Source organism: Paraniabella aurantiaca (assembly GCF_050309965.1).
GTDB lineage: Bacteria > Bacteroidota > Bacteroidia > Chitinophagales > Chitinophagaceae > Niabella.
In genome coordinates this window covers 2,004,835-2,031,337 of the sequence record NZ_JBLOSY010000001.1, presented here as the reverse complement: position 1 = coordinate 2,031,337, position 26,503 = coordinate 2,004,835, and the positions used below count along the sequence as shown (strand labels likewise).

Genomic DNA, 26,503 nt, shown 5'->3' with positions numbered 1-26,503 from the left:
TTAAGGTTGGTTTTTGAATACGGTATTAACATTTTTGCCGTTTGTAACAACTGCTTTGTACAGTAATTCAAGATCTATTTTGGAGTCTTCACGATAGGTATTAGCGGCTACAATTACATTGCCTTTTAAAGATTCTTCTTTATAAAAAGCATTCCGGGTATCTTCATCGTCAAATGAAATTCTAAACGAAAGTTTAGAGCTGATCTCATCCATAGTCTGATCAAATAAAATATTCCCCTCATCAATAATGGTGATCCGGTCTATCAGGTTTTCGAGGTCTTTTACCTGGTGCGTACTAATGATCACACATTTATTATCATCGATCGCACCGGCTATTACCTTTCTAAACTGGCTTTTACTCATAATATCCAGTCCGTTCGAAGGTTCATCCATTAACAGGATGGAAGTATTGCAGGCCAGTGCAAAGCTAATCAGTACCTTCTTTTTCTGGCCATAGCTCATTTGCTGTAAGCTGTTCTCCAGCGGAATATCGAACTCCTGCAAATACGTATTGAACTGCTGCCTGGAAAATTTTGGATAAAATGGCGCATTGCATGAAACAAACTTTTCTATAGCAACATCAGGTAAATAAAATTCTTCCGGAACAATAAAAGCGTCCTGTAAAAAAGCAGGCTGTCTTTTACCTGGCTCATAGCCCAATGCATTAATTTTTCCCTGTCTGGGAAATAAAGAGCCTATTATATTTTTCAACAAAGTAGATTTACCGGTACCGTTTTTACCAAGCAAACCATAAATATGCCCCGGCGAAAATGACAAAGAAAGACCATTAAAGATTTTCTTTTTTTTGTAAGAAAAGTGGAGGTTATTGATCGTTATCATAACTAGTGATTTGGTGTACTATTTATGTAGTACAGTACAAATATAGCGCTAGTTTTTAGCTTTCCAAATTTTCTTTTTAAAAAACCTTCATTTTCCAATTCCCTTTTTATCAGCTATTTTTGTCTACTGTGTTAATAGGATAAAAATGAGTGAAGATTTTATCAAGTTTCTATTCAATAGAAATTCCAGGTGCTTTTCCGGTTTCCCTGATAAAGGGGCAGTGGAGAGCTTTATAGATGAGTTGTATACCGTACTGTTTCTCCCGAATGATATTGATCATAAATGCGAGGCGCAGCTAAGAGACCAATTCACCTCTCTGAAGGATAAGTTTACCCATTTGTTGCAGGATGTAATTGAGGTTCCTGAGGTAATACAGGATATAAGAGATAGCTATTTTGAATCACTGCCGTCTCTCTTTAGCTTGCTGTTAAAAGATGCCGAAGCCCTTTTACAGTCTGACCCCGCGGCAAAATCGCTCGAAGAAGTAATGGCCGCCTATCCCGGGTTTTACGCTACAGCGGTTTATCGGCTATCGCACCAGTTACACGAGCTCGAAGTGCCTGTATTACCACGTCTTTTCAGCGAGTATGCCCATGGTAAAACAGGCATTGATATACATCCCGGCGCAACAATAGGTCATTCCTTTAGCATTGACCATGGCACCGGTGTTGTAATTGGAGAGACATCCCTTATAGGCAACCACGTAAAAGTTTACCAGGGCGTAACCCTTGGTGCATTGAGTGTGGCTAAAACCCTGGCTACCACCAAGCGCCATCCTACCATTGAAGACAATGTGGTCATTTACTCTGGTGCAACCATATTGGGTGGCGATACTACAATAGGAAAAGATAGTATCATTGGAGGTAACGTTTGGTTAACGAATAGTGTACCACGCAACTCGGTGGTGTACCATAAAAGCGAAATAAGCGTTAAAGATCTTTTACCACCTGATGATTCGGTATTAAATTTTGTAATATAAACAGAGAATCGTTGACAGGCAACTGCCGCGATAGCTACTCCTTCAGTCAACTAGAATCTGTAATCAGTCAACTTAAAAAAATGAAAGCGCAAAACATCCTGCAAACGATCGGCAACACGCCGCATGTTCAAATCAATCGCCTTTTTGGCAATACTCATAAGGTATGGATAAAACTGGAAAAAGCTAACCCCGGCGGCAGCATTAAAGACCGTATTGCCCTGGCAATGATAGAAGATGCTGAGCAAAAAGGCTTATTACATAAAGACTCTGTTATTATTGAACCTACCAGTGGGAATACAGGTATCGGATTAGCCCTGGTTGCTGCAGTAAAGGGATATAAATTAATACTGGTGATGCCTGAAAGCATGAGCGTGGAACGCAGGAAGCTGATGAGCGTGTATGGAGCCGAATTTGTATTAACGCCACGCGAGAGAGGTATGACAGGAGCTATTGAAAAAGCCAATGAGCTGGCAGCCACTACCCCCAACGCATGGGTTCCGCAGCAGTTCAATAACGAAGCTAATACAGCTATACACCGCAAAACAACAGCAGCTGAAATACTGCAGGATTTTCCGGAAGGGATAGACTACCTGATCACGGGCGTGGGTACCGGCGGTCATATAACCGGCGTTGCAGAGATATTAAAAGAGCAATTTCCCAATCTTAAAGTATTTGCTGTAGAACCCGAACTATCACCCGTTATCAGCGGCGGCGCACCGGGTCCGCACCCCTTGCAAGGTCTGGGAGCAGGTTTTATTCCGGGCATATTAAAAACCGAAGTTCTGGACGGCGCTATTACTGTAGGTAAGGATGAGTCTTTCGAATACGCTAAAAGATTGGCCAAAGAAGAAGGAATTTTTGTAGGTATATCTACGGGCGCGGCATTAGCTGCGGTTGCGAAAAAGCTTCCTGAAATTCCGGAAGGAGCTACAGTACTCACTTTTAACTATGATACGGGAGAAAGATATTTGAGCATTGAAGGACTTTATTAATTACTCTTGCTGGCACCGATTTTATATGTAGCATAAATGTTTTTTTTATATGATGCTGTTAATTCGGCTTACCCTAAAGTGACATATAAAATATTTACTTTCTGAAATAATAGTCAGCGAGCTTATTGGCTATAGTACGGGGATTGGCTTCATCGGTATTCGTGAGAATAATAATCGAAAGTCCATCGTTTGCGAAATAAGTAAATACCGATCTGAAACCTATATTAGCACCTCCATGCTGAATTAAATGATATCCTTTATATTCTTCCACAAACCAACCCAAACCATAGTATTCTTTTGACTCCGCTTTATCGGAGGCTTTGATATAAGGTTGCCATAATTTTTCCCAGTTGGCTTTTTTGAGAATGGTTTTTTTCTCCCGCATAGCTTTTTCCCATTTAATCATATCAGATGATGTGGAAAGAAAACCGCCGCTAGGCCGTATGGCATACATGGCTGTTGCATTAACGAGTGTGTCTTTACGGTGCATATACCCATTAGCCCGCCGGGGAATGATTTGATAAAAATCAGTAACGTAACTATTGTGCATTCCTGCGGGTATAAATAACGCTTGATGAATATAGTCCTGCCAGGGCATTCCACTCACCCTTGTTATAATTTCTGCCAGCATAAAGTAACCCAGGTTACAGTACTGGAACTTTTCACCAGCTTTAAATACAAGTGGAAGATCGTAGGCTGATCTTATAATATCAATATCCGGCTGAATTTTGTTATTGTCATAAGCAGGCCCTTCTCTTTGCAGACCAGATGTGTGGGACATTAGGTGTTTTACAGTGATGGGCCGCCAGCTTTCCGGGGCGTCAGGAAAAAACCGGTGTACAGAATCATCAATACTCAATTCTCCCTCTTCCATTAATTTTAGAATAGCGGTGGTGAAAAACTGTTTGCTTACAGAGCCCAGCCGGATTACCGTTTCTGAATTTACAGGCACCTCTAATTCTGCATTAGCCCAACCGTACCCTTTGTTAACAACAGCTTTACCGTTTTTGATAACCGCCAGCGAAAGCCCTACAATTTTTTGCTGCTCCATCATTTGCTTAACAATGATATCGGTACTGTCAACCTGTGCAAAAGACAAGGCGGGTAGTAGCAGACAAAGCAGTAATTTGTTCATTTTAGTATATGTTTAATGAAGGGGAATAGATTCCCGGCAAAAAACTAATTGATAACCTTAGTTGCAATTGGGCGATCTTGTTGCGCCAGCCCCCTTTGCTAATGTAATCATTTTTCCAGTATGGATTGTTTTGCATTAGCGGCAATCAGCGTTGCGTACCTATAGCACGCGCATCGTAGCGTTAAAATTCAGATACCAATAGGTAGTCCCTGATGGGACTTAGATCTACAGAGAGATGTCAGATGAGTTTTCTTCTGAGAATGTCTTCTACTTTAGCTTGTAGCATTTCAATTAATTCTGGTTGCATATAATCATAATCGTCTGGAATGTATAAGCAGACAATCTTTTTGTTTTGGTAAACATCCGGAAAGTGTTTTCTTATATGATTTCTGTGATGCCTTTCCATAACTATAATACTATCTGCCCAGCCTAATATTTCTTGTGACAGAACTGTATTGGCCGTTTTATCGGTTCCTGCTGATCTTACTTCGAATCTCTTATCTTCTCTAAAGATAGTATCAGCTGTAGCACTTCTCATTCTATTTATTGTACACACGAAGAGTAGTTTAAGTTTGGGCGACCGCGCTCCGGTTGAGTTATCAATAGTATCGGTAGTGATCATCAAATCTTTGTACTCATAAAACTTTTTCAAAACAAATACTGCTTGCCACATTTTCGTACGAACCATAATTGGGGATGGTTTGATAACCGGTTTTTTGATAAAGCCTGATGGCTTCGGTCATTTGCTTACCGGTTTCTAATACGCACTTTTTATACCCCAGATCTTTGGCCCACGCTTCCAGCTCTTGCAGCACGGCCATAGCAATGCCTTTGCCCCTCATGTCGGGCTGTACAAATATTCTCTTTATTTCCATGGCATAGTGGTCATAGGGCTTCATAGCACCACAGCCTGCAGGTGTATTGTCGCTGATAGCTACAACAACATTTTTAATCAGGTCTGTTTTATTGAACTGTGCAAAGAAATCGTTCGTATCACCGTTTCGTTTGGCCAGGTCCTTGTCCAGCTCGAATACTAAATTCAGGAAATCTTTATTTTCCGAGTTCGTTCTGCAAATCGTAATCATGTATTCTTTATTCTTATCTGAGTATTGCCAGGGTAAATTTATGTGTTTCGCTTTTTAATACCGTTATAGTAATCCTTTTAAGTAAGGGCGCGTCACGGTCCAGCCGGCTTATTCATAATACCAGTAGATAAATACACTGTCGGCGTTTCTACAGATGTCTTCTACCGGTTCGTTTTTAATGTTTTCATAGGCTTCAAATTCGTTTAATATTTTTCCGATTTCGGTTGCATATTTTTTATCCTTTGTAGCTGTATATTTTTCACATAAACATGTAGCAATGTCCATTTTTGCATTGTGATAATTATAGCCTTCGTGATCACGCCCGAATACCGACTTTTTATATTTGCTGTCACAGTCCTGAACTTTAATGTTTGTGGCTATATCCGGGTTTACAAATCTAAAAACCAGGAATAGACATAAGATAACTGCGGCTATTTTAAATCTTTTCTTCATTTTCATAAGCATACAATTGATGACATACGGTCTATAACGTGCCAACGGCTGGTATCATTCGTTCCAGGTCCAACTGTTTAATACCAGTTCATTAACACTTAGCACAAAACTATCATTCCCGCTATTTCGGCACAAACCCCGCAATACTATCTCTTACTGTTACATGCAGCCAGTTGCCCGATATTGCCTGCAATTTAAGTGGTTCATTTTTATTGAGCTGTATGATTATGGGATATTTAGTGCCGGGGCCTTTGCGAAGCGGCCCGCTGCGGGCTGGTTTAGCATGTGGATCGATGGTAAATACCTGATCGCCAGGAATAGGCAACTCCTTTACAAAAGCCAAAGGATCAACCGCACCGCCATCGCCATATATGCCGAAATGCAGATGTGGGGCACCTCCCGCAGCATTACCCGTACTACCTACGAAACCCAGTGTGTCGCCAAGTTTTACCGCATCACCACTGTTTACTATAAAGCTGTCGAGGTGGGCATAATATACATTAAAGCCGGCAAGGTTTTCACGCAACCATACCTGTTTGCCTCCCAGCCCTTTTTCACCCGCAAAACCAATGCGGCCATCGGCCACCGACACTATAGGTGTACCTCTTGGTGCAAAAATATCAATGCCCTCATGTGAGCGTACTCCTCCATCACGATTGGCTCCCCAAAAACTTTGAATAGCATTGTTGCTTTTACCGGCTACAGGAAATTGGTAGGCTGGTTGTTTATAGAACTTGATGTGATAAATACCTGAGTCATTTATACCCGGTTGCAAACTGATGCGTACACTGTCATCATAGCGAGCAATCCAACGCGTACTGCCGGCCTTTTCCGGCAATTCGGTCAGGAGCCTTTCACCTGCAGCAGCATTGCCGTTGAAAAACTCCAGTATAAAATAGCTGGTATCAGCCGGCTTTCTGATTTCAGCTATCAGCTGTTCTCCCTTTTTTACCGCCGCAGTATAAACCAGGGCTGAAGCGTCAACATGTTTTATTTGTATGCTTGCAATGTAGGGTAGCTCTACCTGCAGCGGGTTTGCCATGACACGCTTGTGTGATGCTTTCCATAATTTAAACAGAATGTCCTTTTTGCTAAAGCCGCTTTCATATTTCCCACGAACCGTAATATGCAGCAACGGGCGTATTTGCTTGCAGGCAGGGATGAGGAAGATCAGCAATAAATAAAAGGGCCAGCGTTTCATACGCTTTAAAAATACAAAACTGTGCCGGAGATGTAGATAGAAAGCAGATGACTAAATTTGCCTTTTTAACATATAACCTTCAACATTGAAAATTACATTCTTCTCTGCAAAACCTTACGATACAGAAAGCTTCCAGCATGCCAATGAAGTATACGGATTCGAACTTGAATTTTTTGATACAGAGTTAAGTGCACCTACGGTGGAAATGGTGCAGGATAGTGCAGTGATTTGCACTTTTGTAAACGACAAACTGAACAGGCAGGTATTGGAAGCCCTGGCTGCAAAAGGGGTAAAAATGATAGCGCTGAGATGTGCCGGTTTTAATAACCTGGATATAGAAGCTGCGCATGAACTCGGCATCAGGGTGTGTCGTGTACCGGCTTACTCACCTGAGGCAGTAGCTGAACATGCATTGGCGATGGTGATGACGCTAAACCGTAAAACGCATAAAGCGTATAACCGGGTACGCGAGCAGAACTTTTCCTTGCAGGGACTATTAGGTTTTAACCTTTATCAGAAAACCGTTGGAGTAGTCGGCACCGGTAATATAGGGAAAGCTTTTTGCCGGATGATGTTGGGGATGGGGTGTAAGGTGCTCGCTTTTGATTTGATTGCCGATAAAAACCTGGAAGCCGAAGGCGTAGTTTTTCTGCCGTTAATAGAACTATTACAGCAGAGCGATATCATCTCCCTGCACTGCCCGCTTACAGAGCAGACCAGCCACCTGATTGATAAGCAAACGATTCCGTATATGAAAAAAGGAGTAATGATCATTAATACGGGTCGCGGTAAATTGATCGACACCAAAGATGTGATAGATGCTTTAAAAACCGGGCATATTGGTTACCTGGGCATTGACGTATACGAGCAGGAAGAACAACTGTTTTTTAAAGACCTTTCTACCCATATTATCCAGGATGATATGATACAACGCCTGATGAGCTTTCCCAATGTGTTGGTAACTGCCCACCAGGCTTTTTTTACCAGAGAAGCCTTAGCGCAGATAGCGACGGTAACGCTGAGTAGTATAGCAACTCTTGATAAAGGTGAGCAGCCTGCTACAAAAGGAGCCCTTGTTGTGTAGGCCTTAAAATAACGACCACCCGCCGCCTACCTTTCCTTTAGCGCCCGAAGGACGCAGGTTATAAGTAAAGGTGGCCATAAAGTACTGACCTATAATATTGCTATAAATGGTACGCACGGTATTTTGATTGGGGATGATATCTGTATTACGGGCCTGATTGAGAATGTCGTTGGCAAATATTCTTAATACGGCCCTTTCATCTTTAAAGAAAGTAAAGTTGACGCCGGCATTCCACATAAACATACGGCGATACTCTGGGTTGGCAAATGCATTATTATTGAGATACCGTAACTCGCTATCGAATATCACATGCTTGATATAGCGCATGATGGTTTCAATACCTATAGTTTGATCAAAGCTGCTTTGCGTTGTAAATAATGGATTAGTGTTCTTCACCTGCATATAAGAAAAAGAGTAGGCCGGAATAACTTCCAGTTTATCATCCCAGTTAAATCCTATGTTGCTCCATATATTGCTCAGCAATCTTCTCTGCTTACTTTCCTGGTTATTATAGTAAAACGGGTTTTCCCTGTATTCTGTCCAGGTGCCTACATTCCAGGAGAAAGTAAAACTGTTTTTGTATTTGATATCCTGGTTCAGACCAAAATTGGCGGCGATGCGCTTGCTGCCATCAGCGTTGATCGGTTGGATAGTTTGTAACCCACTCGCATCCATAATAATACTCTGCACTACATCGTTGTTCGCTACCCAGGCCTCACCCCAGCTCCATACATTCAGATTGTTTTTGGGGTTAAAGGTGTTAAGATTCACATTAATCCTGTCCATTACGGCAGGCAACAGATCGGTATTGCCCAGGTTTACCAGGTAAGGATTGGTATTGTTTCTTACGGGTATCATGTAGGTATAATCTGGCAACACAATATCTCTGTTGTAATTTACCGTAAGCTTACGATAGGTGATCTCTAATTGGGGCAGCACATTATTTAATCTTTGTACTACCGGGTTTGCAACAAAAGAAAGTTTGTTATCAAACTGCTGATATTGATACCTTACGCCTGGTGTAATAGCCAGGTCTTTCAATTTTAATTCCAAACCGGTACTTAAGAAATAACGATTACTGTTCCTTGAGAAATCACTGCTCAGGTCATTATTGCGTGTATTGTAAACGGTGCCCTGTTTATCCAGGGTAGTAATATCATTCTTTAGGTTTTCATATTCATAACGGGCTCCGGCACGCAGGAAAAGCTTTTTGGCAAGCGGTTCCCGGTAGTTAACACCGGCATAGGCAAACCAGGCGGGTACCCGCTCCTGTCTTAACTGGTTAATAAGACTATCATATTGCCTGGGCTGGCGATAATTAATTTCAGCATCGGTGTAATTATCCACAGACCGGCTATTCCAGGTAAGGCCCTGGACTAATGAAATACGTCGCCCGGCTTTCTTCTTGGATAATCGGGTAATGGAAAAGCTCTGTCTTAATATATTGTTGCCTGTTTTGCCATTAATACCTACAGCGCCTTCATTCAACAAACCCAACAGGTTATTCTCACCGCTTTGGTTATTAATGCTGTTGGTTCTTTCGGTGGCCAGTATATAATTGGCAGTAGCATTAATGGTGGTAACGGTATCCGGCTTAAGGTTGATACCCGCGCCGAATGTATGGGTTAGTCCCTTCACTTTCGCATCGTACAAAGACTTGTTGGTTATGATCGTGTCTCCATTGGAAATTCTGGTGGTGGTGTTGCTTTCCACATCTGTTTTAACTCCTCCCAAATAATATTGCGCGAAAAAGGCTTTTTTATTATTAGGAGAATGATTGAGATTAAAACCCAGGCCATTACTGGTAGTTACGCCTCCCATGCGGGACATACCGCCGAAGTTAATGCCGTTAATGGAAATAGTAGATCCAAAATTAGAATTATTGGTATTGTTGTTACCGCCGCCGCTTACATCACGATTGCGTTGCAAGCCGCCGGTCTGCATCAGGTCAGCCCAGCCAAATCCCGGGCGGTTCAGGTTATTGGTATATCCCAAAAGACTTACCTGCAGGGTATCCCTGAATATATTAGCAATAGCGCCGCCCTCATAACGGCCGCCGTTAATACCTGATCCGCCACCGCCATAGGCCTTACCAAACATACCTTTTTTTACTCCTTTTTTAAAGGTGAGGTTGATCACTTTTCCTACGTTATTCAGGTTATCATCACCCCGCTCCAGTAATTCATCTTTATCATCGGTAACCTGTATTTTATCGATCACATTGGAAGGAAGATTGCGCGAAGCCATTTTGGGATCGCTGCCAAAGAAGTTCTTGCCATCCACTAATATCCGGTTCACACGTTTGCCATTTACCATAATATTACCCTGCTTATCTACCTGTACACCTGGCAATTTTTTAAGCAGGTCTTCCACCATTGCATTGGGTAAAGTTTTAAAGGCATTGGCGTTAAACTCTACCGTGTCTCTCCTGATCACCATGGGCGGCCTTTCAGCAATTACCAGTACTTCATCTAATTGGGTGGCAGCAGGCTGCATGGTTATGGCGCCCAGGTCTATATCTAACGAATCTGCCTTTAACTGAAATTGCTGGCGATGTACTGCATAACCGCTAAAAGAGACAATAATACGATAGGGTAAGTTTGCCGCAAGCCCCGGTAGTTTGAAACTTCCATCTTCACCACTCAGCCTGTAAGTAACCATCGAAGTGTCAGCAGCTTTAAAAACGGTAACGGTAGCCATATATAATGGTTTTTGGTTGGTACCATCTACCAGTTTGCCCTTAACAGAGCCCTGGGCAAAAGAAGCGCCGGAAAAGAAAAGGCACGCAACCGCAGTTAGCAAATACAAAAAATGTCTCATTAGTGGTTTGGATACGATAAACATAATTACTAGTAATCGTAAAGAGTTCCAGAATGTTACAGTTATTGCTCCAACTTTTTATAAATGGTGTAATTTTCCGTACAAAAGGTAGTATGCATAAAGATATTGAATCATATAACGCTGCACAGGCTGCCGACGATGCAGCGATCTGTGCTGAATTGGCGCAACAAATAGATAAAGGGTTGCCAGACGCAGAAAGTAAGATATGGCACGCGCACCCAGTTTGGTTTTTGGAGGGTAACCCGGTGGCAGGTTATAGCAAATTAAAAGCAGGACTTCGGTTAATGTTTTGGAGCGGGGCAGATTTTGAGGAACCGCTTTTGACGCCCGGAACAGGAAAGTTTAAGGATGCGTCTATTACTTATACGTCTAAAGACCAGATTAATATAAAAGATTTGAAACGTTGGTTGAAAAAAGCCAGGGAAATACAATGGGATTATAAAAACCTGGTGAAGAGAAAGGGAAAACTAGAGCGACTGAAATGATTGGGAGTATAATTAGAGCCAGGCAAACATCCCGGCTCTTTTTGTAAATGATTTACTGTAACAGGCTTTTTATAGCCTCATGCACCTTTTCAAAATTGAAATCGCTCACCGCCTTATCCATCAAACTCTTTATTTCTTTTGTACAAAGGTTTTGAATAGACCCTTCATGTGGATTGCTGACGGGAGTTTGTTCAGGTACTGTATAAGTACCATCTTCTACCGATCTGCCTACTTGTATATAGGCGTCGCGGAACGTAACGCCCTGTAACACCAGTTGATTTACCAGGTCTACCGTAAACAGGTATTTATACTTTTCATCTGCCAGTATATCTTTTTTGATATCGATATTGGAGAGCATCAGGCCCGCCATCTCAATGCAGTCTTTTAATGTTTTGAATGCGGGGAATAAATGTTCTTTCAGCAACTGCAGATCCCTGTGATAGCCCGATGGCAGGTTAGTGGTCATCATTGCTATTTCATTTGGCAATGCTTTAACGCGATTGCAATGAGAGCGGATGAGTTCAAATACATCAGGGTTTTTTTTATGCGGCATAATGCTGCTGCCCGTAGTTAACTCAGCAGGAAAGCTTACAAAAGCAAAATTCTGGTTCAGGTACAAGGTCATGTCCATGCTCAGTCTTGACAATGTGTCTGCAATATTGGCCAGCGCCTGCGCCACAATACGCTCCGCCTTACCTCTGCCCATCTGAGCATACACCACATTATAATTAAGACTGGAAAATCCCAGCAGGTTGGTAGTCATTTGCCGGTTGATAGGGAAAGAAGAGCCGTATCCCGCAGCCGAACCGAGGGGGTTTTTATTTACCACTTCAAAAGCTGCTTTCAGCGTCAGCATATCATCTACCAGTCCTTCCGCATAGGCGCCAAACCAAAGACCAAATGATGAAGGCATAGCTAATTGTAAATGCGTATAGCCCGGGTATAAATGTTCTTTAAATTTTTCACTCTGTGTTTGCAACAGGTCAAAAAGAGGGAGAATCGCATTAACAATCGTTTCAATTTCACTACGTAAAAACAACTTGATATCTACCAAAACCTGGTCATTACGGCTTCTGGCGCTATGTATTTTTTTACCGGCATCGCCCAGTTTTTGGGTAAGCATCAATTCTACCTGTGAGTGAATATCCTCTACGTTATCCTGTAAGGTAAATTCCCCTTTTTCTATTTGCTGATAAATTTCTTTGAGGGCTGCCTGCAGATCGGTGAGGTCTTTTTGATCTAACAAGCCTACAGATTCCAGCATACGGGTATGGGCCAATGATCCCAGCACATCAAACGGTGCCAGGTATAAATCCATTTCCCTATCCTTACCTACAGTAAAAGTTTCTACTTCTTTAAGCGCTGCTTTATCTTTTTGCCAGAGTTTCATTTGAGTTACAAGTTTCAGGTTATTGGTTTATCTCATCGGAAGGAAAATTATTCCAGTTTTTATTTACCCATTCGATGAACTTATTAATTTGTTTGCTTAAGCCAATATATTTTTCTTTCAATTTATCATAAAGATCTTTATCAGTAAAGGACCTTGTTTCATACAACAAATCCAGGTGCTCCATCGTTTCATCACATTCCGATTGAGAGAAGGTGAGATAACGTATAAATTTCCCTTTATGTTTTCTTCTTCCATACCCCTCTACAATAGCTTTGGAAACTGCTTTTGATGAGTGTCTTATCTGACTTCCCTCTTCGTATAATTCAAATTTAGGTAAAAGCAAACTTAGGCGATGTACTTCGTTTGCCAGCCCATGTGCTTCTTTATAAATGTTTAAGCCTTTACAGCTTTTCATAAGGCATGTTTAAAGTCTGTAACCTGCAACCAACAACCTGTAATTAGAATATTAACCTCATTATTTCAATATAATCTTTTATTCCTTTTTCTATTTCCTCAAGATAAATGAATTCATCGGCAGAATGACTGCGGGCGCTGTCGCCGGGACCCATTTTTAAGGCAGGAAAGGGCATCAGGGCCTTGTCTGAAGTAGTGGGAGAGCCATACATTGTTTTACCCATGGACAGGCCTGCTTTAATGATAGGGTGGTCTGTAGCAATAGAAGTAGATTTTAAACGTGTAGACCTGGGTTTGATCTCGCTTTGTACATGCTGCCCAATTACTGCAATTACTGCATCAAAAGTGTACAACTCATTCACGCGTACATCTACCACATATTTACAGATAGCGGGCACTACGTTATGTGCTTTATTTTCTGTTTCAATTACAGTAACCGACATTTTATTAGGACCTAAGAGTGGCGATACTTTATCGAACTGGTACGTATGAAACCATTCAATATCCTTTATAGCTTTGCCAATGGCGTTTTCACCCTCGTTGCGGGCGGCATGCCCGGCTTTGCCATGAGCAACGGCATCTAACACCATCAGGCCCCGTTCCGCAACTGCCATCTGCATTAAAGTGGGTTCGCCTACTATGGCAAAATCAATGGGTGGCAATTCTTTTACTACAGCCTCAATACCATTGTAACCAGATATCTCTTCTTCAGCGCTTGCTACCAACATCACGTTATAAGGCAGCGAAGGCTTGTCATAGAAATGAATAAAAGTAGCAATTAAGGATACCAGACAACCACCTGCATCATTACTTCCCAGTCCAAATAATTTCCCTTCTTTTTCAATGGGATCAAAAGGATCTAAAGTATAATTGGGGTTGGGCTTTACTGTATCATGATGCGAGTTGAGCAGTACAGTAGGTTTAGCAGGATCGAAAAATTTATTTTTAGCAATGATATTATTTCCCCGCTGTTCGGCTGTAATACCAAATTGCAATAAGTGCTGTTTAATATGTTCCGCTGTCTCCTGTTCTTCTTTACTAAAGCTGGAAGTTTGTATTAATTGCTTTAATAGTGCTACCGCACTCGTGTATAATGTTTGCTCATTCATTAGCGGGTAATTAATGTTCCTTCAGTTGCTTCAGTAGTATTTTTAACCAAATCGGCTGCATGACCAATCAATACCTCTTTTACACCGGCATTGATAGCGTCAAACGCATTATCTATTTTAGGCAGAATGCCTTCAAATAATTTGTTCTCTGCCAGTAGTTGCTCGTACTTTTCTTTGTTGATATTTCTTATTACAGAGTCTTCGTTATTCACGTCTTCCAATACGCCCTTCTTTTCAAAGCAGTAAATCAATCGTACGTCATACAACGATGACAAACCCACTGCCAGCGTTGAAGCGATAGTGTCTGCATTCGTATTTAAAATATGCCCCTGTCCATCGTGTGTAAGTGGTGCAAATACGGGAGTAAGTCCAGCCTCTATTAGTAATTTTAAGTTTTGACCCTCAAACTTTGAATGGTCTACATCACCAACCCAGCCAAAGTCAACGCTTTCGCCATTTATGATCTTTAATGGTCTTTTTGTGGCAGGTATCGTATTAGCATCAGCACCGGTCAAGCCAATGGCATTGGTTTGCAAGGCCTGTAATTGCGCTACTATTTTTTTATTGACCATTCCGCCATACACCATCGTTACAATATCAATAGTATTATCATCTGTAATGCGTCGACCATTAATGTATTTAGATGGCACTCCTAACTGGTCTCCTATTTTGGTAGCAATCTTGCCGCCTCCATGGATTAGTATCTTATGGCCTTTCACCATTGCAAAGTCTTTAAGGAAAGCCTGCAGCGCTTCAGGGCTGTCAATAACGTTGCCACCTATTTTTACTACAAAGAGAGTTTCTGACATATTTCTTTCTATATAAAATTACTTCAGTTGAGTTCCTGGGTCAGTGTCCCAGGAATTGAAAGATGATCCATAAACACTATTTTTTTAACAGCTCACTCAACACCGCCTGTGCTGCCCAAACCCTGTTACCGGCTTCCTGTGTAACGATGCTGTTAGAGCTGTCCAATATTTCATCGCTCAATTCTACATTTCTGCGCACGGGCAGGCAATGCATTACTTTAGCATTATTGGTAAGCTTTAGTTTTTCCTGCGTCAGCATCCACTCGGGTTCGTTACTGTAAATTTTCCCGTAATCATTATAAGTGCTCCAGTTTTTTACATATACGTAATCGGCATCTTTCAATGCTTCATCCTGATCGTAAATAATGGGTGCATTGCCGGTGAATTTTGTATCCAGTTCGTAGTCTTCCGGGTGCGTTACAACAAAATCTACTTCACCCCATTCCGTCATCCATTGTGCAAAGCTGTTAGCCACACATTGTGGCAACGGTTTTACATGTGGAGCCCAGGTTAATACCACTTTAGGTTTACGTTGCTCCTTAAATGTTTCTTTTATCGTAATTACATCGGTAAGACTTTGTAAAGGATGGAGCGTAGCGCTTTCCAGGCTTACTACCGGTAAGCCGGCATATTTAATAAACTGGTTGATGTATAATTCGCTGTAATCATCTTCTTTATTAACTAATGAAGGAAATGTACGAATAGCAAGTATATCAAAATACTTTCCGAAAATAGGCGCGGCATCTTTCACATGTTCCACTGTCGTTCCGCTCATGATGGCCTCCTCTTCAAATTCCAGTTGCCAGCCCTCATTTCCTACATTAAATACAATTGCCTCCATGCCCAGGTTCTGCGCCGCAATCTGGGTACTTAAGCGGGTACGCATACTTGGGTTCAGGAACAGGCAGCCAATGCGTTTACCTTCTCCCAGTTTTTTATCAGTTAAAGGATCTGCTTTATAAGCAAGTGCTTTCGCTGCCAATGCGTTGATGTCGGTAACATCTAATGCACTGATAAATGTGTTGCCTTTTAAAAGTGACATGATTGTATGGATAAAGTTTTATATACTAATTACTGATAAAAAATAATGGTTCGTGTGTGTGCACGAACCATTGTAATATTCTCCGATGTATGCACAAAAGTACAAGAGTGCGCCGCCCGCCTGTACCGAACGGGCTGGCAAGACCATTGATAGCAGCACCAGCGATCGCTACATAAGTCTTAATCTGCTGCTACAGCAAATGCCTCAATCTCTTCTTTTATAGCATCAATAAACTGTTCGGCATCTTTCTTTTTCAAAGCGAGAGAAGGAAGCAGCCTGATTACATTGGGTTTTGCTTCACCTGTGAAAATCTTTTGATTCGTCAGCAGGTTTTTCTTCAGAGCTGCAATTTCCTGCGGCACATCAAAACCGATCATTAATCCGCGTCCGCGCACATTTTGTACCTCAGGGATAGCGTTTAATTCATCACGCAGGTATTTCCCGGTCATTACAGCATTGCCCATCAGTTTTTCTTCCTTCATTACTTCCAACACCGCCATGGCAGCGGCACAAGCCAGGTGGTTGCCGCCAAAGGTGGTTCCTAATTGAAAATGTTTAGGCTTGATATGAGGTGCAATGATGATACCGCCAATAGGAAACCCGTTACCCATGCCCTTAGCCATTGAATAAATATCAGCATTTACACCGGCGAAGTCGTGGCTAAAGAACTTACCGGTACGGCCATAACCGCATTGCACTGCATCAGCAATATATACTGCGCCGTATTTGTCGCACAATGACCTGATCAATTGCAAAAAAGATTCACTGGCAACATTGATGCCACCAACACCCTGAATACCTTCAATGATGACAGCAGCTATCTCCTTACCATGTTTTGCAAAATGAGCTGCCAGCGCTTCTTCGTCGTTAAACGGAAGAAAATCTACATTTTCAGTTTCATTTACCGGCGCTACGTAGTTTTTATTATCTGTTACAGCTACAGCCAGCGAAGTGCGTCCGTGAAAGGCTTTGCTGAAAGCAACTATTTTTTTCCGGCCGGTATGAAAGGATGCCATCTTCAATGCGTTCTCATTTGCTTCCGCACCAGAGTTGCATAAAAAGAGGTTATAATCTCCTTTTCCCGATACCTCGCCCAGCTTTTTAGCCAGGTCTGCTTGCAGGGGATTTTGAATAGAGTTGGAATAGAATGCTATTTTCTCCAGCTGCTCTTCAATGCGTCGCACCCAGTGAGGATGTGTATGGCCAATGCTGATCACAGCGTGCCCGCCATAAAGGTCTAAATACTGGTTGCCTTCACTATCCCAAACATAAGAGCCTTTAGCTTTGGTGATAGTTACGTCGTTGAGGGGATAAACATCAAATAAGTTCATTCTTTCCTGTAAATTGAAATAAAAAAATTGCCCCCGGCACTGGCGGGGGCAACGAAATTACTTAAAATATTAATGGGTATGCCATAAAATTATTGTGAAACCTGGCAGTTTTGCCTAGTTCAACATTCCCGGTTCTTTTACAATCTTGGCCTTTTTCTCCGATTGAATGGCTTCCCAGCCGCCCAGCACCACCCGCAGATTATGAATGTCCTGCTTTTTTAAGATAGTTGCAGCTAAAAAAGCTTCATCGTCATTTTCGCCTACAATGTATAAATTGTCATTTTCCTCGATTGCAGAAATTCTGAGCGGATCATTTATTTGAGCCAAGGGCAGGCTTACAGCATCTTTTAAATGGCCATTGCCAAAATTAACGGCGGGTCGGATATCCATGATTACCAGGTTTTCATCAAATGGAATATCCATAATCAATTCATCTACCTCTACATCAATGATCAGATCTACAGCACCGCCGGCTTTTTCCCAGGCCTCAAATCCACCTTCCAGATAACCTTTGACGCGGTTACCTGGGCCGTCAGGTAGTTGTTTTAGAAACGGCTCAAAGTCCTGAATTGCATCGCCCACTAATAAAACAGGGTTAAAGCCCGAGCTAAGTGAAAAACCGGCCAGACCACCGATATAAGCACCGAAAACTGACGGCGAACAGAGGGAAATACTACCTTTTACAAAGCCCTGCTTCAACAATTCTACATTTCTGATATCAATGACCGTAAGTCCCTGTTCTGCCAATTGGCTAAATGCTTCAACGCCGAGTGCTGTCATGCCGCGAAAATATGGTGAAAAATTAGGATAAAAGTTCCCCAACAAATTTGTTAAGGTCTTTCATACGTTGGGTATTTACCGTATAGTAGATAAATTTCCCGTCACGCTCCGTTTTTACAAAGTCTGCTTTACGCAGAATTGCCAGGTGCTGAGAGGCTACAGATTGTTCAATTCTTAATTTTACGTAAATTTCGGTAACTGTTACTTTTTCCTGATTATCAATCAGTTTAAGTATCTGTTGCCTTAATTTGTGATTAAAAGCCCGCAGAATTAGTGCCGCTTTTTTTATGGCCAGCGTATCTAGAGTTAATTCTTCTCCGGGGCTTTCCTTTACCCCAAATGAAATGTGATAATTGCTCATTTAAATGATCGTGTTTAGAGGGTTTAAAAATACCAGCTTAAAAATGATTTAATGCAATGCTATTTATATTTCTTTTTTAGATATATATACATCTTTAACGTAATATGGTTCACAATATGCAACATCTGAGAAATTTTTTTCCTGATAATTTTTAAGCGATAGTGCTATCATGTTCCGCGCATCAATGTTCCGCTCCACTATTTCAGCGTTAATATGATCTTTTATCAGCGATCTGAACTTCTCGCTACCGTTGCCGGTGAATATAATATGATCTTCTTTTAAGATATCTGAAAAACTGTCCTCGTTGAGTATTGTGGCAAAGGGCTCTTTTACCTGAGTTAAGTTTTTATCAAATAGCGCTGTAAACACTTCCATACGGCGCGCGTCAATCATGGGGCAAATATAACGTTTGGCTTCTAACTCTACTGCAGCTGCAATAATTTGTAGTGTATTGATGCAGATTAAAGGCTTGTTTAATGCATAACAAAGACCTTTTGCGGTTGAAAGACCTATTCTTAAACCGGTGTAGGAGCCGGGACCATTGCTTACCGCTACTGCATCCAGCTCACCGAAATCCAGGTCATTTTGTTGAAAAGCATGGTGAATGGCTTCGTGCAGCCAACCCGCTTGTTCGTTTCTGCTTTCGGTCATTTCAAAAGCGATCACCTCGTTATCCCTGCTGATGCAGAAGGACCCTTTGTCAATTGCCGTATCTATATTTAAAAAAAGCATTCCTGCAAAAAAAATGAATATTGTTTAAAATATGTCGTAAATACATTTAAAGTTTTAAAAACCGGGTTAAAGCTATAGAAATTGTTTATTTAATGGTTCTTTTGTACACTTGCAAAGCATCTTTCAATTAATATTTATGGAAAAAATAATAATAACTACTGCTAATGCCCCCGCACCCATTGGCCCTTATAATCAGGCTGTTTTCGCCGGCGATACCTTATACGTATCCGGGCAAATCCCTATTGATCCGTCGACTGGAGAACTCAATAATGCTACTTTGCAGGACGAGACGCACCAGTGTATGAAAAACCTGCAGGCTATCTTAACTGAAGCAGGACTTCATTTCTCTAACGTGATCAAAACCACGATTTTTATCACCGATATGAAGCGGTTTGCCGAGATCAACGAGGTTTACGGGCAGTACTTTACCGACAATTTTCCTGCCAGAGAAACGGTACAGGTGTCGGCCTTACCAAAGTTTGTGAATGTAGAAATCAGCATGATAGCGGTGCGGTAGCTGTAAGTTGACAGAGGACGCTTGTTGGTTATAAGTACCTGTCAGCTGTCAACTGCGAACTGTCACCTTTCGTCCCCTTTGTCAGCCCTTCGTAAAATTAAAGAGTCCAAGCATGGAACTTTCGTACCTTTGTGCCCCAATTTTTGAGGCATGAACAGAACACAGGAAGTTTTAAAGGATGTAGTTATCAAATTTGCGGGTGATAGTGGCGACGGAATGCAGTTGACGGGCACCCAATTTACTACCAATACCGCTTTACTAGGCGCCGATCTTTCCACTTTTCCCGATTTCCCGGCAGAAATAAGAGCCCCGCAGGGTACTATTCCGGGAGTGAGCGGTTTCCAGTTACGTTTTTCGTCAGATCATATATATACGCCCGGCGATGAGTGCGATGTGCTGGTAGCAATGAATGCTGCAGCATTGAAAGCTAACCTGAAAAGCCTTAAAAAAGGCGGAAGGATCATTGCCAATACGGATGGTTTCGACTCCAAAAACCTACGCCTGGCAAATTATCCGGATGGTGTAAATCCAATTGAGAATAACAGCCTGGATGGTTATGAGCTCATCAAAATAGACGTAACCAAACTTACACGGGAGGCTTTAAAGGAGTTTACCCTTGGTACCAAAGAAAAAGATCGTGCAAAAAATATGTTCATCCTGGGATTTTTATACTGGATGTACAATCGCGATATGGAGAACACGATCAGCTTTTTAACTGAGAAGTTTTCCAAAAAGCAGGATATTTTAGATAGTAATATTAAGGCCTTAAAAGCCGGTTATAACTATGGAGACACTACTGAAACATTCACCACTACTTATAAGGTTGAAAAAGCAAGGATTGAGCCCGGAACCTACCGTTCTATTATGGGTAATCAATCGCTGGCACTGGGTTTAATTGCCGCGTCTACCAAGAGCGGATTACCGATGTTCCTGGGTACTTACCCTATTACGCCTGCCAGCGATATCCTGCATGAGCTGAGCCGCCATAAAAATTTCGGCATTCGTACTTTCCAGGCGGAAGATGAGATTGCTGCTATTACCGCAGCTATAGGCGCTTCTTACGGCGGCGCCCTCGGTGTTACCACCACTTCCGGACCAGGTATGGCATTGAAAGCAGAGGCTATGGGCCTGGCTGTTATGCTCGAAATTCCTTTGGTGATTATAAATGTGCAGCGTGGTGGACCCTCAACTGGTTTACCTACCAAAACCGAGCAATCGGACCTGTTACAGGCCTATTATGGCAGAAATGGCGAATGCCCGATGCCGGTAATTGCAGCAAGTAGCCCTGCCGATTGTTTCGATGCAGTTTATGAAGCGGTTAAAATAAGCGTGCAGCATATGACCCCGGTTATAATGTTAAGCGATGGATATATCGCCAATGGTGCAGAGCCCTGGCGTTTTCCAACAGAAGAAACGCTGGCCCCCATTCATGTGAAGTTCAAAACAGAACTATGGGATCATGAAGACAAATTTCAACCTTACCTGAGAGATGAAAACCTGGTGCGCCCTTGGGCTGTGCCTGGTACACCCGGACTGGAACACAGAATCGGGGGTCTCGAAAAGCAAAACATCACCGGTAATATCAGCTATGACCCGGATAATCACCAAACCATGGTAAGAATCCGCCAGGAAAAGGTGGATAAAATAGCAGAGCATATACCAGATCAAAAAATAGATAGCGGTGATCACAAAGGCAAAGTACTGGTGCTGGGCTGGGGATCTACTTATGGTACGATCAAATCTGCCGTAGCAGAATTGCAGGCACAGGGTAAGAGTGTAAGCCATGCGCACATACGCCATTTACGCCCCTTCCCCAAAAACCTGGGCGAGATTATACGCAATTTCGAGCATGTTATTATTCCTGAGATCAATAACGGACAGCTGATTAAAATTATACGCGACCAATATTTGGTAGACGCTAAAGGTTACCACAAGATCATGGGCATACCTATTACCAAGCATGAACTGGTAGAAGAGCTGGATAAATATTTTGTGGTAGAACAGGTGGTATAAAAAATATAATCCCTATCAATATATTAGCAGGCCAGGTTTAAACCTTGGCCTGTTTTTATTTTACCGACAGGCTATATATTTCGCCCCTGTTGATAACAAGGAGTGAACGATCCCCGGTTTTGAAATCCATAAGCGCATCGCCCCCATTTAATATTTTAAATTTCCCTGGAATACTGTTAAAATCTATTTCATAATAATAATACCCTACTTCCCCGTACACGGGTATCGAAGGAATAAAATGATTACCGCCGCCGGTGGTATGCCAGGCTTTACGCATCATGGCGTAACCTGTTTCTTTGATATGAGGATGCCTTTCTTTTAGCTCTTCGGCTCTTTGCAGGGAGTTTTTCACCGGCGCCAATTCCCGCTCCTCTTTTACTATAGCCGGACTTATCTTTCTTTCCAATACATAAGGTATCTGGGTAAGGATGAAGTCGGTGTCTTTGGTTTTTATATAGTAATCATCGCTTGCCACCTGCTGATTAAAGGGAATACGCCCCTTATCCAGCTTATATTTGGTGTAAAAATACCCGATGAACAGGGAGTCGATAATCGCTTCGTTTCCTGATGCTGTATCTGTATAAATTTTATACACACTGTCTTCAATTTCCCTCAGCCTTGCTGATTCATCAATCATTTTAATGGGATGGCGTTCAAATAAGCGGTCGTCAACCGTAAAGTAGTGTTCTCCTTCTTTTAGAATAAAGAGCCCGTTTGCATAAATAAACTCCGTTGTGGGGAAATGTTTGGTTTGCTGATCATGGAAACGATAAACGATCATAGCAGCGCTATCTCTGCAAACCAGTACGGAATCATTATAGTAGTAGTCAGAAACCCTTTCCAACAGTTTTTTAACCACCAGCTGATCATTGGTGGTTGCCGGGAATTCAGGGATTTCAGGATGGAGGTCTTTGCCCGTTTTATTCAGGCAGGAGCCCAACAATACTATAACCAGGCACAGGCATGCCGCACAACTACGAAAATTCAAGCTTCTACCTATTTATTGAGTGATTCCTTCCAGTTTTAGTAAAAATGAGTATCGCAGTGCATCCTCTTTCAGATAGTCAAACCTACCCGAAGCGCCACCATGGCCAAAATCCATATTGGTGCGCAGGAAGATCATGCTATTATTGGTTTTCAGATCACGGAGTTTGGGCACCCATTTGGCCGGCTCAAAGTATTGCACCTGGCTGTCATGCAGGCCGGTAGTGGCCAGTATATTGGGGTACGCCTTTTTTTCTATATTCTCATAAGGCGAATAGGATTTCATATACAAGTAAGCCTCTTTACTGGTTTCGGGATTCCCCCACTGGTCGTACTCATTGGTAGTAAGCGGAATGGTAGCATCAAGCATGGTATTCACTACATCCACAAAAGGCACATCTGCAATAATGCCATTAAACAGCTCGCCGCCCATATTGGCTACAGCGCCCATTAACAGGCCTCCCGCGCTGCCTCCGTTGGCATATAAATGCTTAGGCGATGTATAATTTTCTTTTATGAGCCAGGAAGCACAATCGATAAAATCGGTGAAAGTGTTTTTCTTCTGCATCAATCGGCCATCTTCATACCATTGGCGGCCCATTTCCTGTCCGCCCCTGATATGTGCAATGCCATAGGCAAAACCCCTGTTCATCAGGCTTACCAGGTTGGCATTGAAATAGGTTGGATAGGAAAAACCGTAGCTACCGTAGCCAATCAGCAAAAACGGTTGTATACCATCTTTTTTAAACCCTTTTTTATAGGCAATAGATAAAGGAACTTTAGATCCATCTTTCGCCGTTACATAAACCCTTTCGGTAGTGTACTCCTCTTTATTATACCCGCTCGGTATTTCCTGCTGTTTCAATAATGTCTTTTGCCCGGTTGTTAAATCGTAATCATAAACGCTATTGGGCGTTACCGGAGAACTATAGCTATACCTGAGCTGAGTGGCATTGTAGTCTGCATTGGAAGAAAAAGAAGCGGAATAAACGGCATCTTCAAAAGGTATTAATTTATTTTCTTTACCATCTTTGGATAATAGCTGAAACTGGTCCAGGCCGTTCTTCTTCGACTTCACAATCACAAAGTCTTTAGTTAATGCTATCTCCTCCACCAATACATCAGGCCTATGCGGTACATAGTCCTTCCAATGCGATATATCTGTTGCATTGAATGGTGCAGTAGACACTTTAAAGTTCAGTGCTTTGTTATTATTAACGATATAAAACTGTTCAGTATCAGCATCCACTTCATACAATACGCTATCCATTCTTTCCTGGAAAACATTGAATTTGCCCGAAGGGGTATCTGCTGCCAGGTAGCGGATCTCAGCATTGGTAAAATTGCCGGAGCTGATCAAAATGAAATTATCCGCCTTGGTTTTATGAAGGCTCAGGTAATTATTATTGCTTTTCTCTTCATATACCAATACATCTGCTGATGCAGGCTGGTTAACGGTATGACGCCATACTTTTTCAGATAACAGTGTAAGCGGGTTGTTGGAAATATAGAAGATCGTTTTATTATCGGCTGCCCATACATAATCGGAGCTGGTATTAGTAATCCCTTGCGGCGTTATAGTTCCTGTGGCAAGATTTTTAACCATTACCGTATATTGCCGGCGGCTTACAGTGTCTTCTCCAAAAACCAGCCAGCTATTATCTGGACTTACCGCAGCGCCTGCTACCGAATAATAAGCATGCTTTTCAGCCATAGCATCTACATCCAGCAGTATTTCTTCAGGTGCAGATAAACTGCCTTTTTTCCGGCACAGCTTGTAGTATTGCTTCCCGGTTTCCGTGCGGCGATAATAAAAATAACCGTTCTTAAAATAAGGCACCATTTGATCCTGCTCTTTAATGCGTCCGCGCATTTCTTTAAAAAGCGTTTCCTGCAATACCCTGGTATCAGCCATCATATCATCCAGGTACTTGTTTTCTGCCTCCAGGTATTGTACCACTTCGTTGCTATCAGCCCCTTTTTTAAAGTAGTCGATCATCCAGTAATAATCATCATTCACCTGCTCTCCATGTATATCTCTTGTATGCGCTTTTTTAGCGGGAACAGGATGTTGTATATCCGGCCATTTTACAGTGGTCATTTGTGCACTTGCTTTTTGTAAATAAAATGAAGCTATAAAAATAGCTAATATAAAATGAGCCCGTTTCATATATTATTTTTTGTTGAGAAGAATAGCAGCTCTGGTCCTTTAAATATACTTTATTTTATAGATGCCGGTAATTGATAGCTAGAATTGGCGATGTGCATTTCAGGCAGATATTTTTATCTTCAACAGGTAAAGCGCACAATACCATTTAGATGAAAAGGTCAGAACACAAAAATTAAGCCTCCCGCAATGTCGACACGTAAAATAACCGTACAGGACTTCACGAATAGTCCTAAAGTACAGAATAATTTAAAAAAACTGAGGGAGGCTTTTGGCCCAAATGGAAAGCCTTTTGTGGTATCTGATGTGCTGGACGCAGAAGGCCATCAATATGTAAACCTGGTGCAAAAGGGAGGTGGAGTGCTGGGTGTAGCACTGGTAGGATACACTTATGTTTTGGAACAAATGGGCATCCGGTTTTTGAGAATGGCCGGCACTAGCGCAGGAGCTATTAATACGGCTATGCTAACGGTGATTGGCAAAAAGCAGGAAGAGAAATCGGGTCGTGTGCTGGATGCGATCACCAATCTCAATTTCTTCGACCTGGTCGACGGACACCCCGCTGCCCGTTGGGTCATTAAAAAGTTTATCACCCATAAAAAATATTTTCAGCGGGTTCGTAATGTAGCTATTGGCATTATTGCCTTGTTTACCTTACTGCTTACCGGCAGCATTGTTTCGTTAATTATGGCGCAAAAAAATGAGGGGTTGATTACCTTGAGCCGCTCTTTATTGTTTGCGCTCGTGGTAGTAATGATATTAATTGGAGAACTGGTACATTATATTTTAAAGTTGATCAGGAAATTTAAAACGTCGGGCTATGGTATTAACCCGGGTCATTTTTTTTATAACTGGATTGAAAAGCAAATGCGTGATAATGGGGTATTGAACACTGCCGACCTGGTGAATAAAGCCGGTCAGGATATTCCCGGCCTGCATTTACGGCATGATCACCCGCAGGGTGTAACCGATTTGAAAGGTGACATTACATTGATCACTTCCGAACTGGTAACCCAGAATAAAATCGAGTTCCCGGCAATGGCTGGGCTATTTCGCAGCAAAGGGAAAGACGACCTGCACCCTGCTGGCTTTGTTCGGGCATCGATGTCGATCCCGATGTTTTTTGATTCCTACTTTATTAGAGATATCCCTTGCGATTTGCCCGAAATAAGAAAACATTGGAAAGAAATTTTTGATGAGGATGATCCGCCTTCTGTAGCGCGTTTTGTTGATGGCGGTATTCTTTCCAACTTCCCGATCAATATTTTTACAATCCTAAAGTTACGGTGCCAAGATTGCCGTCTTTTGGTATTGACCTGGATGATGCTGCGCCGGAGGATAAAACCAAACAAGCTGGCAGCTGGACCATCATGGGGTATTTCGGGCGTATCTTTAATACCATCCGCAATTACTATGATAAAGACTTTCAACTCAAAAACAAAGTGTATTCCAGAGGCGTAGGCACTATTCCGCTGGCTGAGTATAACTGGCTGAACTTTTTTATAACTGATGCTGAGAAGCTGGCTATGTTTGAAAGGGGCGCAGAAGCCGCTACCAATTTCCTTTTACAATTTAGCTGGGAAGAATACAAGAACGACCGGGCTTTTATGAGGGCCACTATTGAGGGAAATAAAGGGTAAAAAGGTACATCACATTTTTAAAATTAACACTGCCGGCAGTTGCCGTGTCGCAAGGGGCTTTGCTTTTTTTAAAAGCAATATCATCGTTATTCTCTTGCTTCATAGGCCCTCGCAGTAAA

At 42.1% G+C, this 26,503-nt stretch carries 26 protein-coding genes; 8 read left to right on the top strand and 18 right to left on the bottom strand.

What is annotated here, in order from left to right:
- On the bottom strand, nucleotides 1–840 hold the full coding sequence (locus tag ACLOAU_RS08790) for an ABC transporter ATP-binding protein (RefSeq protein ID WP_427861493.1): 840 nt from the start codon (nucleotides 838–840) through the stop codon (nucleotides 1–3).
- Between the two features lie 145 nt (nucleotides 841–985).
- Here ACLOAU_RS08790 and ACLOAU_RS08785 point away from each other — a divergent pair, with 145 nt between their 5' ends.
- Nucleotides 986–1,819 carry a serine O-acetyltransferase gene (locus ACLOAU_RS08785; protein ID WP_427861492.1) on the top strand — a complete coding sequence of 278 codons (834 nt, stop codon included), beginning with the start codon at nucleotides 986–988 and terminating at the stop codon, nucleotides 1,817–1,819.
- 80 nt (nucleotides 1,820–1,899) lie between these two features.
- Complete coding sequence (cysK, locus tag ACLOAU_RS08780; RefSeq protein ID WP_427861491.1) at nucleotides 1,900–2,811, top strand: cysteine synthase A; 912 nt, start codon at nucleotides 1,900–1,902, stop codon at nucleotides 2,809–2,811.
- A gap of 94 nt (nucleotides 2,812–2,905) precedes the next feature.
- On the opposite strand, the gene ACLOAU_RS08775 is transcribed toward cysK, so the two are convergent.
- From ACLOAU_RS08775 to ACLOAU_RS08755, 5 genes are all read right to left on the bottom strand, one after another.
- Nucleotides 2,906–3,946 (bottom strand): serine hydrolase domain-containing protein, encoded by a 1,041-nt coding sequence (locus ACLOAU_RS08775; protein ID WP_427861490.1) that lies wholly within the window; start codon nucleotides 3,944–3,946, stop codon nucleotides 2,906–2,908.
- A 238-nt stretch (nucleotides 3,947–4,184) separates the two neighbouring features.
- Complete coding sequence (locus ACLOAU_RS08770; RefSeq protein WP_427861489.1) at nucleotides 4,185–4,484, bottom strand: hypothetical protein; 300 nt, start codon at nucleotides 4,482–4,484, stop codon at nucleotides 4,185–4,187.
- 97 nt (nucleotides 4,485–4,581) lie between these two features.
- Complete coding sequence (locus ACLOAU_RS08765) at nucleotides 4,582–5,031, bottom strand: GNAT family N-acetyltransferase (protein WP_427861488.1); 450 nt, start codon at nucleotides 5,029–5,031, stop codon at nucleotides 4,582–4,584.
- A 108-nt stretch (nucleotides 5,032–5,139) separates the two neighbouring features.
- A complete protein-coding gene (locus tag ACLOAU_RS08760; protein WP_427861487.1) occupies nucleotides 5,140–5,484 on the bottom strand; it encodes a hypothetical protein in 345 nt (114 codons plus the stop codon).
- Nucleotides 5,485–5,605: 121 nt separating this feature from the next.
- Complete coding sequence (locus ACLOAU_RS08755; RefSeq protein ID WP_427861486.1) at nucleotides 5,606–6,685, bottom strand: peptidoglycan DD-metalloendopeptidase family protein; 1,080 nt, start codon at nucleotides 6,683–6,685, stop codon at nucleotides 5,606–5,608.
- A gap of 85 nt (nucleotides 6,686–6,770) precedes the next feature.
- On the opposite strand from ACLOAU_RS08755, the gene ACLOAU_RS08750 reads away from it, so the two are divergent.
- On the top strand, nucleotides 6,771–7,769 hold the full coding sequence (locus ACLOAU_RS08750) for a 2-hydroxyacid dehydrogenase (protein WP_427861485.1): 999 nt from the start codon (nucleotides 6,771–6,773) through the stop codon (nucleotides 7,767–7,769).
- A 3-nt stretch (nucleotides 7,770–7,772) separates the two neighbouring features.
- Here the strand turns inward: ACLOAU_RS08750 and ACLOAU_RS08745 are convergent, their stop codons facing one another.
- Nucleotides 7,773–10,589, bottom strand: a complete 2,817-nt coding sequence (locus ACLOAU_RS08745; RefSeq protein WP_427861484.1) for an outer membrane beta-barrel protein — start codon at nucleotides 10,587–10,589, stop codon at nucleotides 7,773–7,775.
- Nucleotides 10,590–10,702: 113 nt separating this feature from the next.
- On the opposite strand from ACLOAU_RS08745, the gene ACLOAU_RS08740 reads away from it, so the two are divergent.
- Nucleotides 10,703–11,095, top strand: a complete 393-nt coding sequence (locus ACLOAU_RS08740) for a DUF1801 domain-containing protein (protein WP_427861483.1) — start codon at nucleotides 10,703–10,705, stop codon at nucleotides 11,093–11,095.
- 52 nt (nucleotides 11,096–11,147) lie between these two features.
- Here the strand turns inward: ACLOAU_RS08740 and argH are convergent, their stop codons facing one another.
- The 9 genes from argH to tsaB form a co-directional block, all read right to left on the bottom strand.
- Nucleotides 11,148–12,485, bottom strand: a complete 1,338-nt coding sequence (gene argH, locus ACLOAU_RS08735) for an argininosuccinate lyase (protein ID WP_427861482.1) — start codon at nucleotides 12,483–12,485, stop codon at nucleotides 11,148–11,150.
- Between the two features lie 19 nt (nucleotides 12,486–12,504).
- Entirely contained in the window at nucleotides 12,505–12,900 is a 396-nt protein-coding gene (locus tag ACLOAU_RS08730; RefSeq protein WP_427861481.1) for a four helix bundle protein, read from the bottom strand.
- A gap of 43 nt (nucleotides 12,901–12,943) precedes the next feature.
- Complete coding sequence (locus ACLOAU_RS08725; protein ID WP_427861480.1) at nucleotides 12,944–14,008, bottom strand: M20 family metallo-hydrolase; 1,065 nt, start codon at nucleotides 14,006–14,008, stop codon at nucleotides 12,944–12,946.
- On the bottom strand, nucleotides 14,008–14,817 hold the full coding sequence (gene argB / locus ACLOAU_RS08720; protein ID WP_427861479.1) for an acetylglutamate kinase: 810 nt from the start codon (nucleotides 14,815–14,817) through the stop codon (nucleotides 14,008–14,010). Before argB ends, ACLOAU_RS08725 begins: the two co-directional genes overlap by 1 nt.
- Nucleotides 14,818–14,893: 76 nt before the next feature.
- A complete protein-coding gene (locus tag ACLOAU_RS08715) occupies nucleotides 14,894–15,859 on the bottom strand; it encodes a Rossmann-fold NAD(P)-binding domain-containing protein (protein ID WP_427861478.1) in 966 nt (321 codons plus the stop codon).
- Between the two features lie 179 nt (nucleotides 15,860–16,038).
- On the bottom strand, nucleotides 16,039–17,190 hold the full coding sequence (locus ACLOAU_RS08710; protein WP_427861477.1) for an aspartate aminotransferase family protein: 1,152 nt from the start codon (nucleotides 17,188–17,190) through the stop codon (nucleotides 16,039–16,041).
- Between the two features lie 114 nt (nucleotides 17,191–17,304).
- Nucleotides 17,305–17,970: a rhodanese-like domain-containing protein gene (locus tag ACLOAU_RS08705; protein WP_427861476.1), complete on the bottom strand. Its 666-nt coding sequence runs from the start codon at nucleotides 17,968–17,970 to the stop codon at nucleotides 17,305–17,307.
- Between the two features lie 22 nt (nucleotides 17,971–17,992).
- Complete coding sequence (locus tag ACLOAU_RS08700) at nucleotides 17,993–18,331, bottom strand: ArsR/SmtB family transcription factor (protein WP_114789970.1); 339 nt, start codon at nucleotides 18,329–18,331, stop codon at nucleotides 17,993–17,995.
- 63 nt (nucleotides 18,332–18,394) lie between these two features.
- Entirely contained in the window at nucleotides 18,395–19,063 is a 669-nt protein-coding gene (gene tsaB / locus ACLOAU_RS08695) for a tRNA (adenosine(37)-N6)-threonylcarbamoyltransferase complex dimerization subunit type 1 TsaB (RefSeq protein WP_427861475.1), read from the bottom strand.
- Nucleotides 19,064–19,199: 136 nt separating this feature from the next.
- Here tsaB and ACLOAU_RS08690 point away from each other — a divergent pair, with 136 nt between their 5' ends.
- Nucleotides 19,200–19,580 (top strand): RidA family protein, encoded by a 381-nt coding sequence (locus ACLOAU_RS08690; RefSeq protein WP_427861474.1) that lies wholly within the window; start codon nucleotides 19,200–19,202, stop codon nucleotides 19,578–19,580.
- 150 nt (nucleotides 19,581–19,730) lie between these two features.
- The gene (locus tag ACLOAU_RS08685) at nucleotides 19,731–21,593 is read left to right on the top strand and encodes a 2-oxoacid:acceptor oxidoreductase subunit alpha (RefSeq protein WP_427861473.1); all 1,863 of its coding nucleotides are present in this window, start codon (nucleotides 19,731–19,733) and stop codon (nucleotides 21,591–21,593) included.
- A gap of 55 nt (nucleotides 21,594–21,648) precedes the next feature.
- Here ACLOAU_RS08685 and ACLOAU_RS08680 read toward each other — a convergent pair whose 3' ends face one another.
- Together ACLOAU_RS08680 and ACLOAU_RS08675 are read right to left on the bottom strand one after the other, a co-directional pair.
- Nucleotides 21,649–22,581: a hypothetical protein gene (locus ACLOAU_RS08680; RefSeq protein WP_427861472.1), complete on the bottom strand. Its 933-nt coding sequence runs from the start codon at nucleotides 22,579–22,581 to the stop codon at nucleotides 21,649–21,651.
- Between the two features lie 12 nt (nucleotides 22,582–22,593).
- On the bottom strand, nucleotides 22,594–24,747 hold the full coding sequence (locus ACLOAU_RS08675) for a S9 family peptidase (protein WP_427861471.1): 2,154 nt from the start codon (nucleotides 24,745–24,747) through the stop codon (nucleotides 22,594–22,596).
- A 186-nt stretch (nucleotides 24,748–24,933) separates the two neighbouring features.
- Between ACLOAU_RS08675 and ACLOAU_RS08670 the strand changes: the two genes are divergently transcribed.
- A complete protein-coding gene (locus tag ACLOAU_RS08670; RefSeq protein ID WP_427861470.1) occupies nucleotides 24,934–26,205 on the top strand; it encodes a patatin-like phospholipase family protein in 1,272 nt (423 codons plus the stop codon).
- Nucleotides 26,187–26,384 carry a hypothetical protein gene (locus ACLOAU_RS08665; RefSeq protein ID WP_427861469.1) on the top strand — a complete coding sequence of 66 codons (198 nt, stop codon included), beginning with the start codon at nucleotides 26,187–26,189 and terminating at the stop codon, nucleotides 26,382–26,384. Before ACLOAU_RS08670 ends, ACLOAU_RS08665 begins: the two co-directional genes overlap by 19 nt.
- Nucleotides 26,385–26,503: the final 119 nt, after the last annotated feature.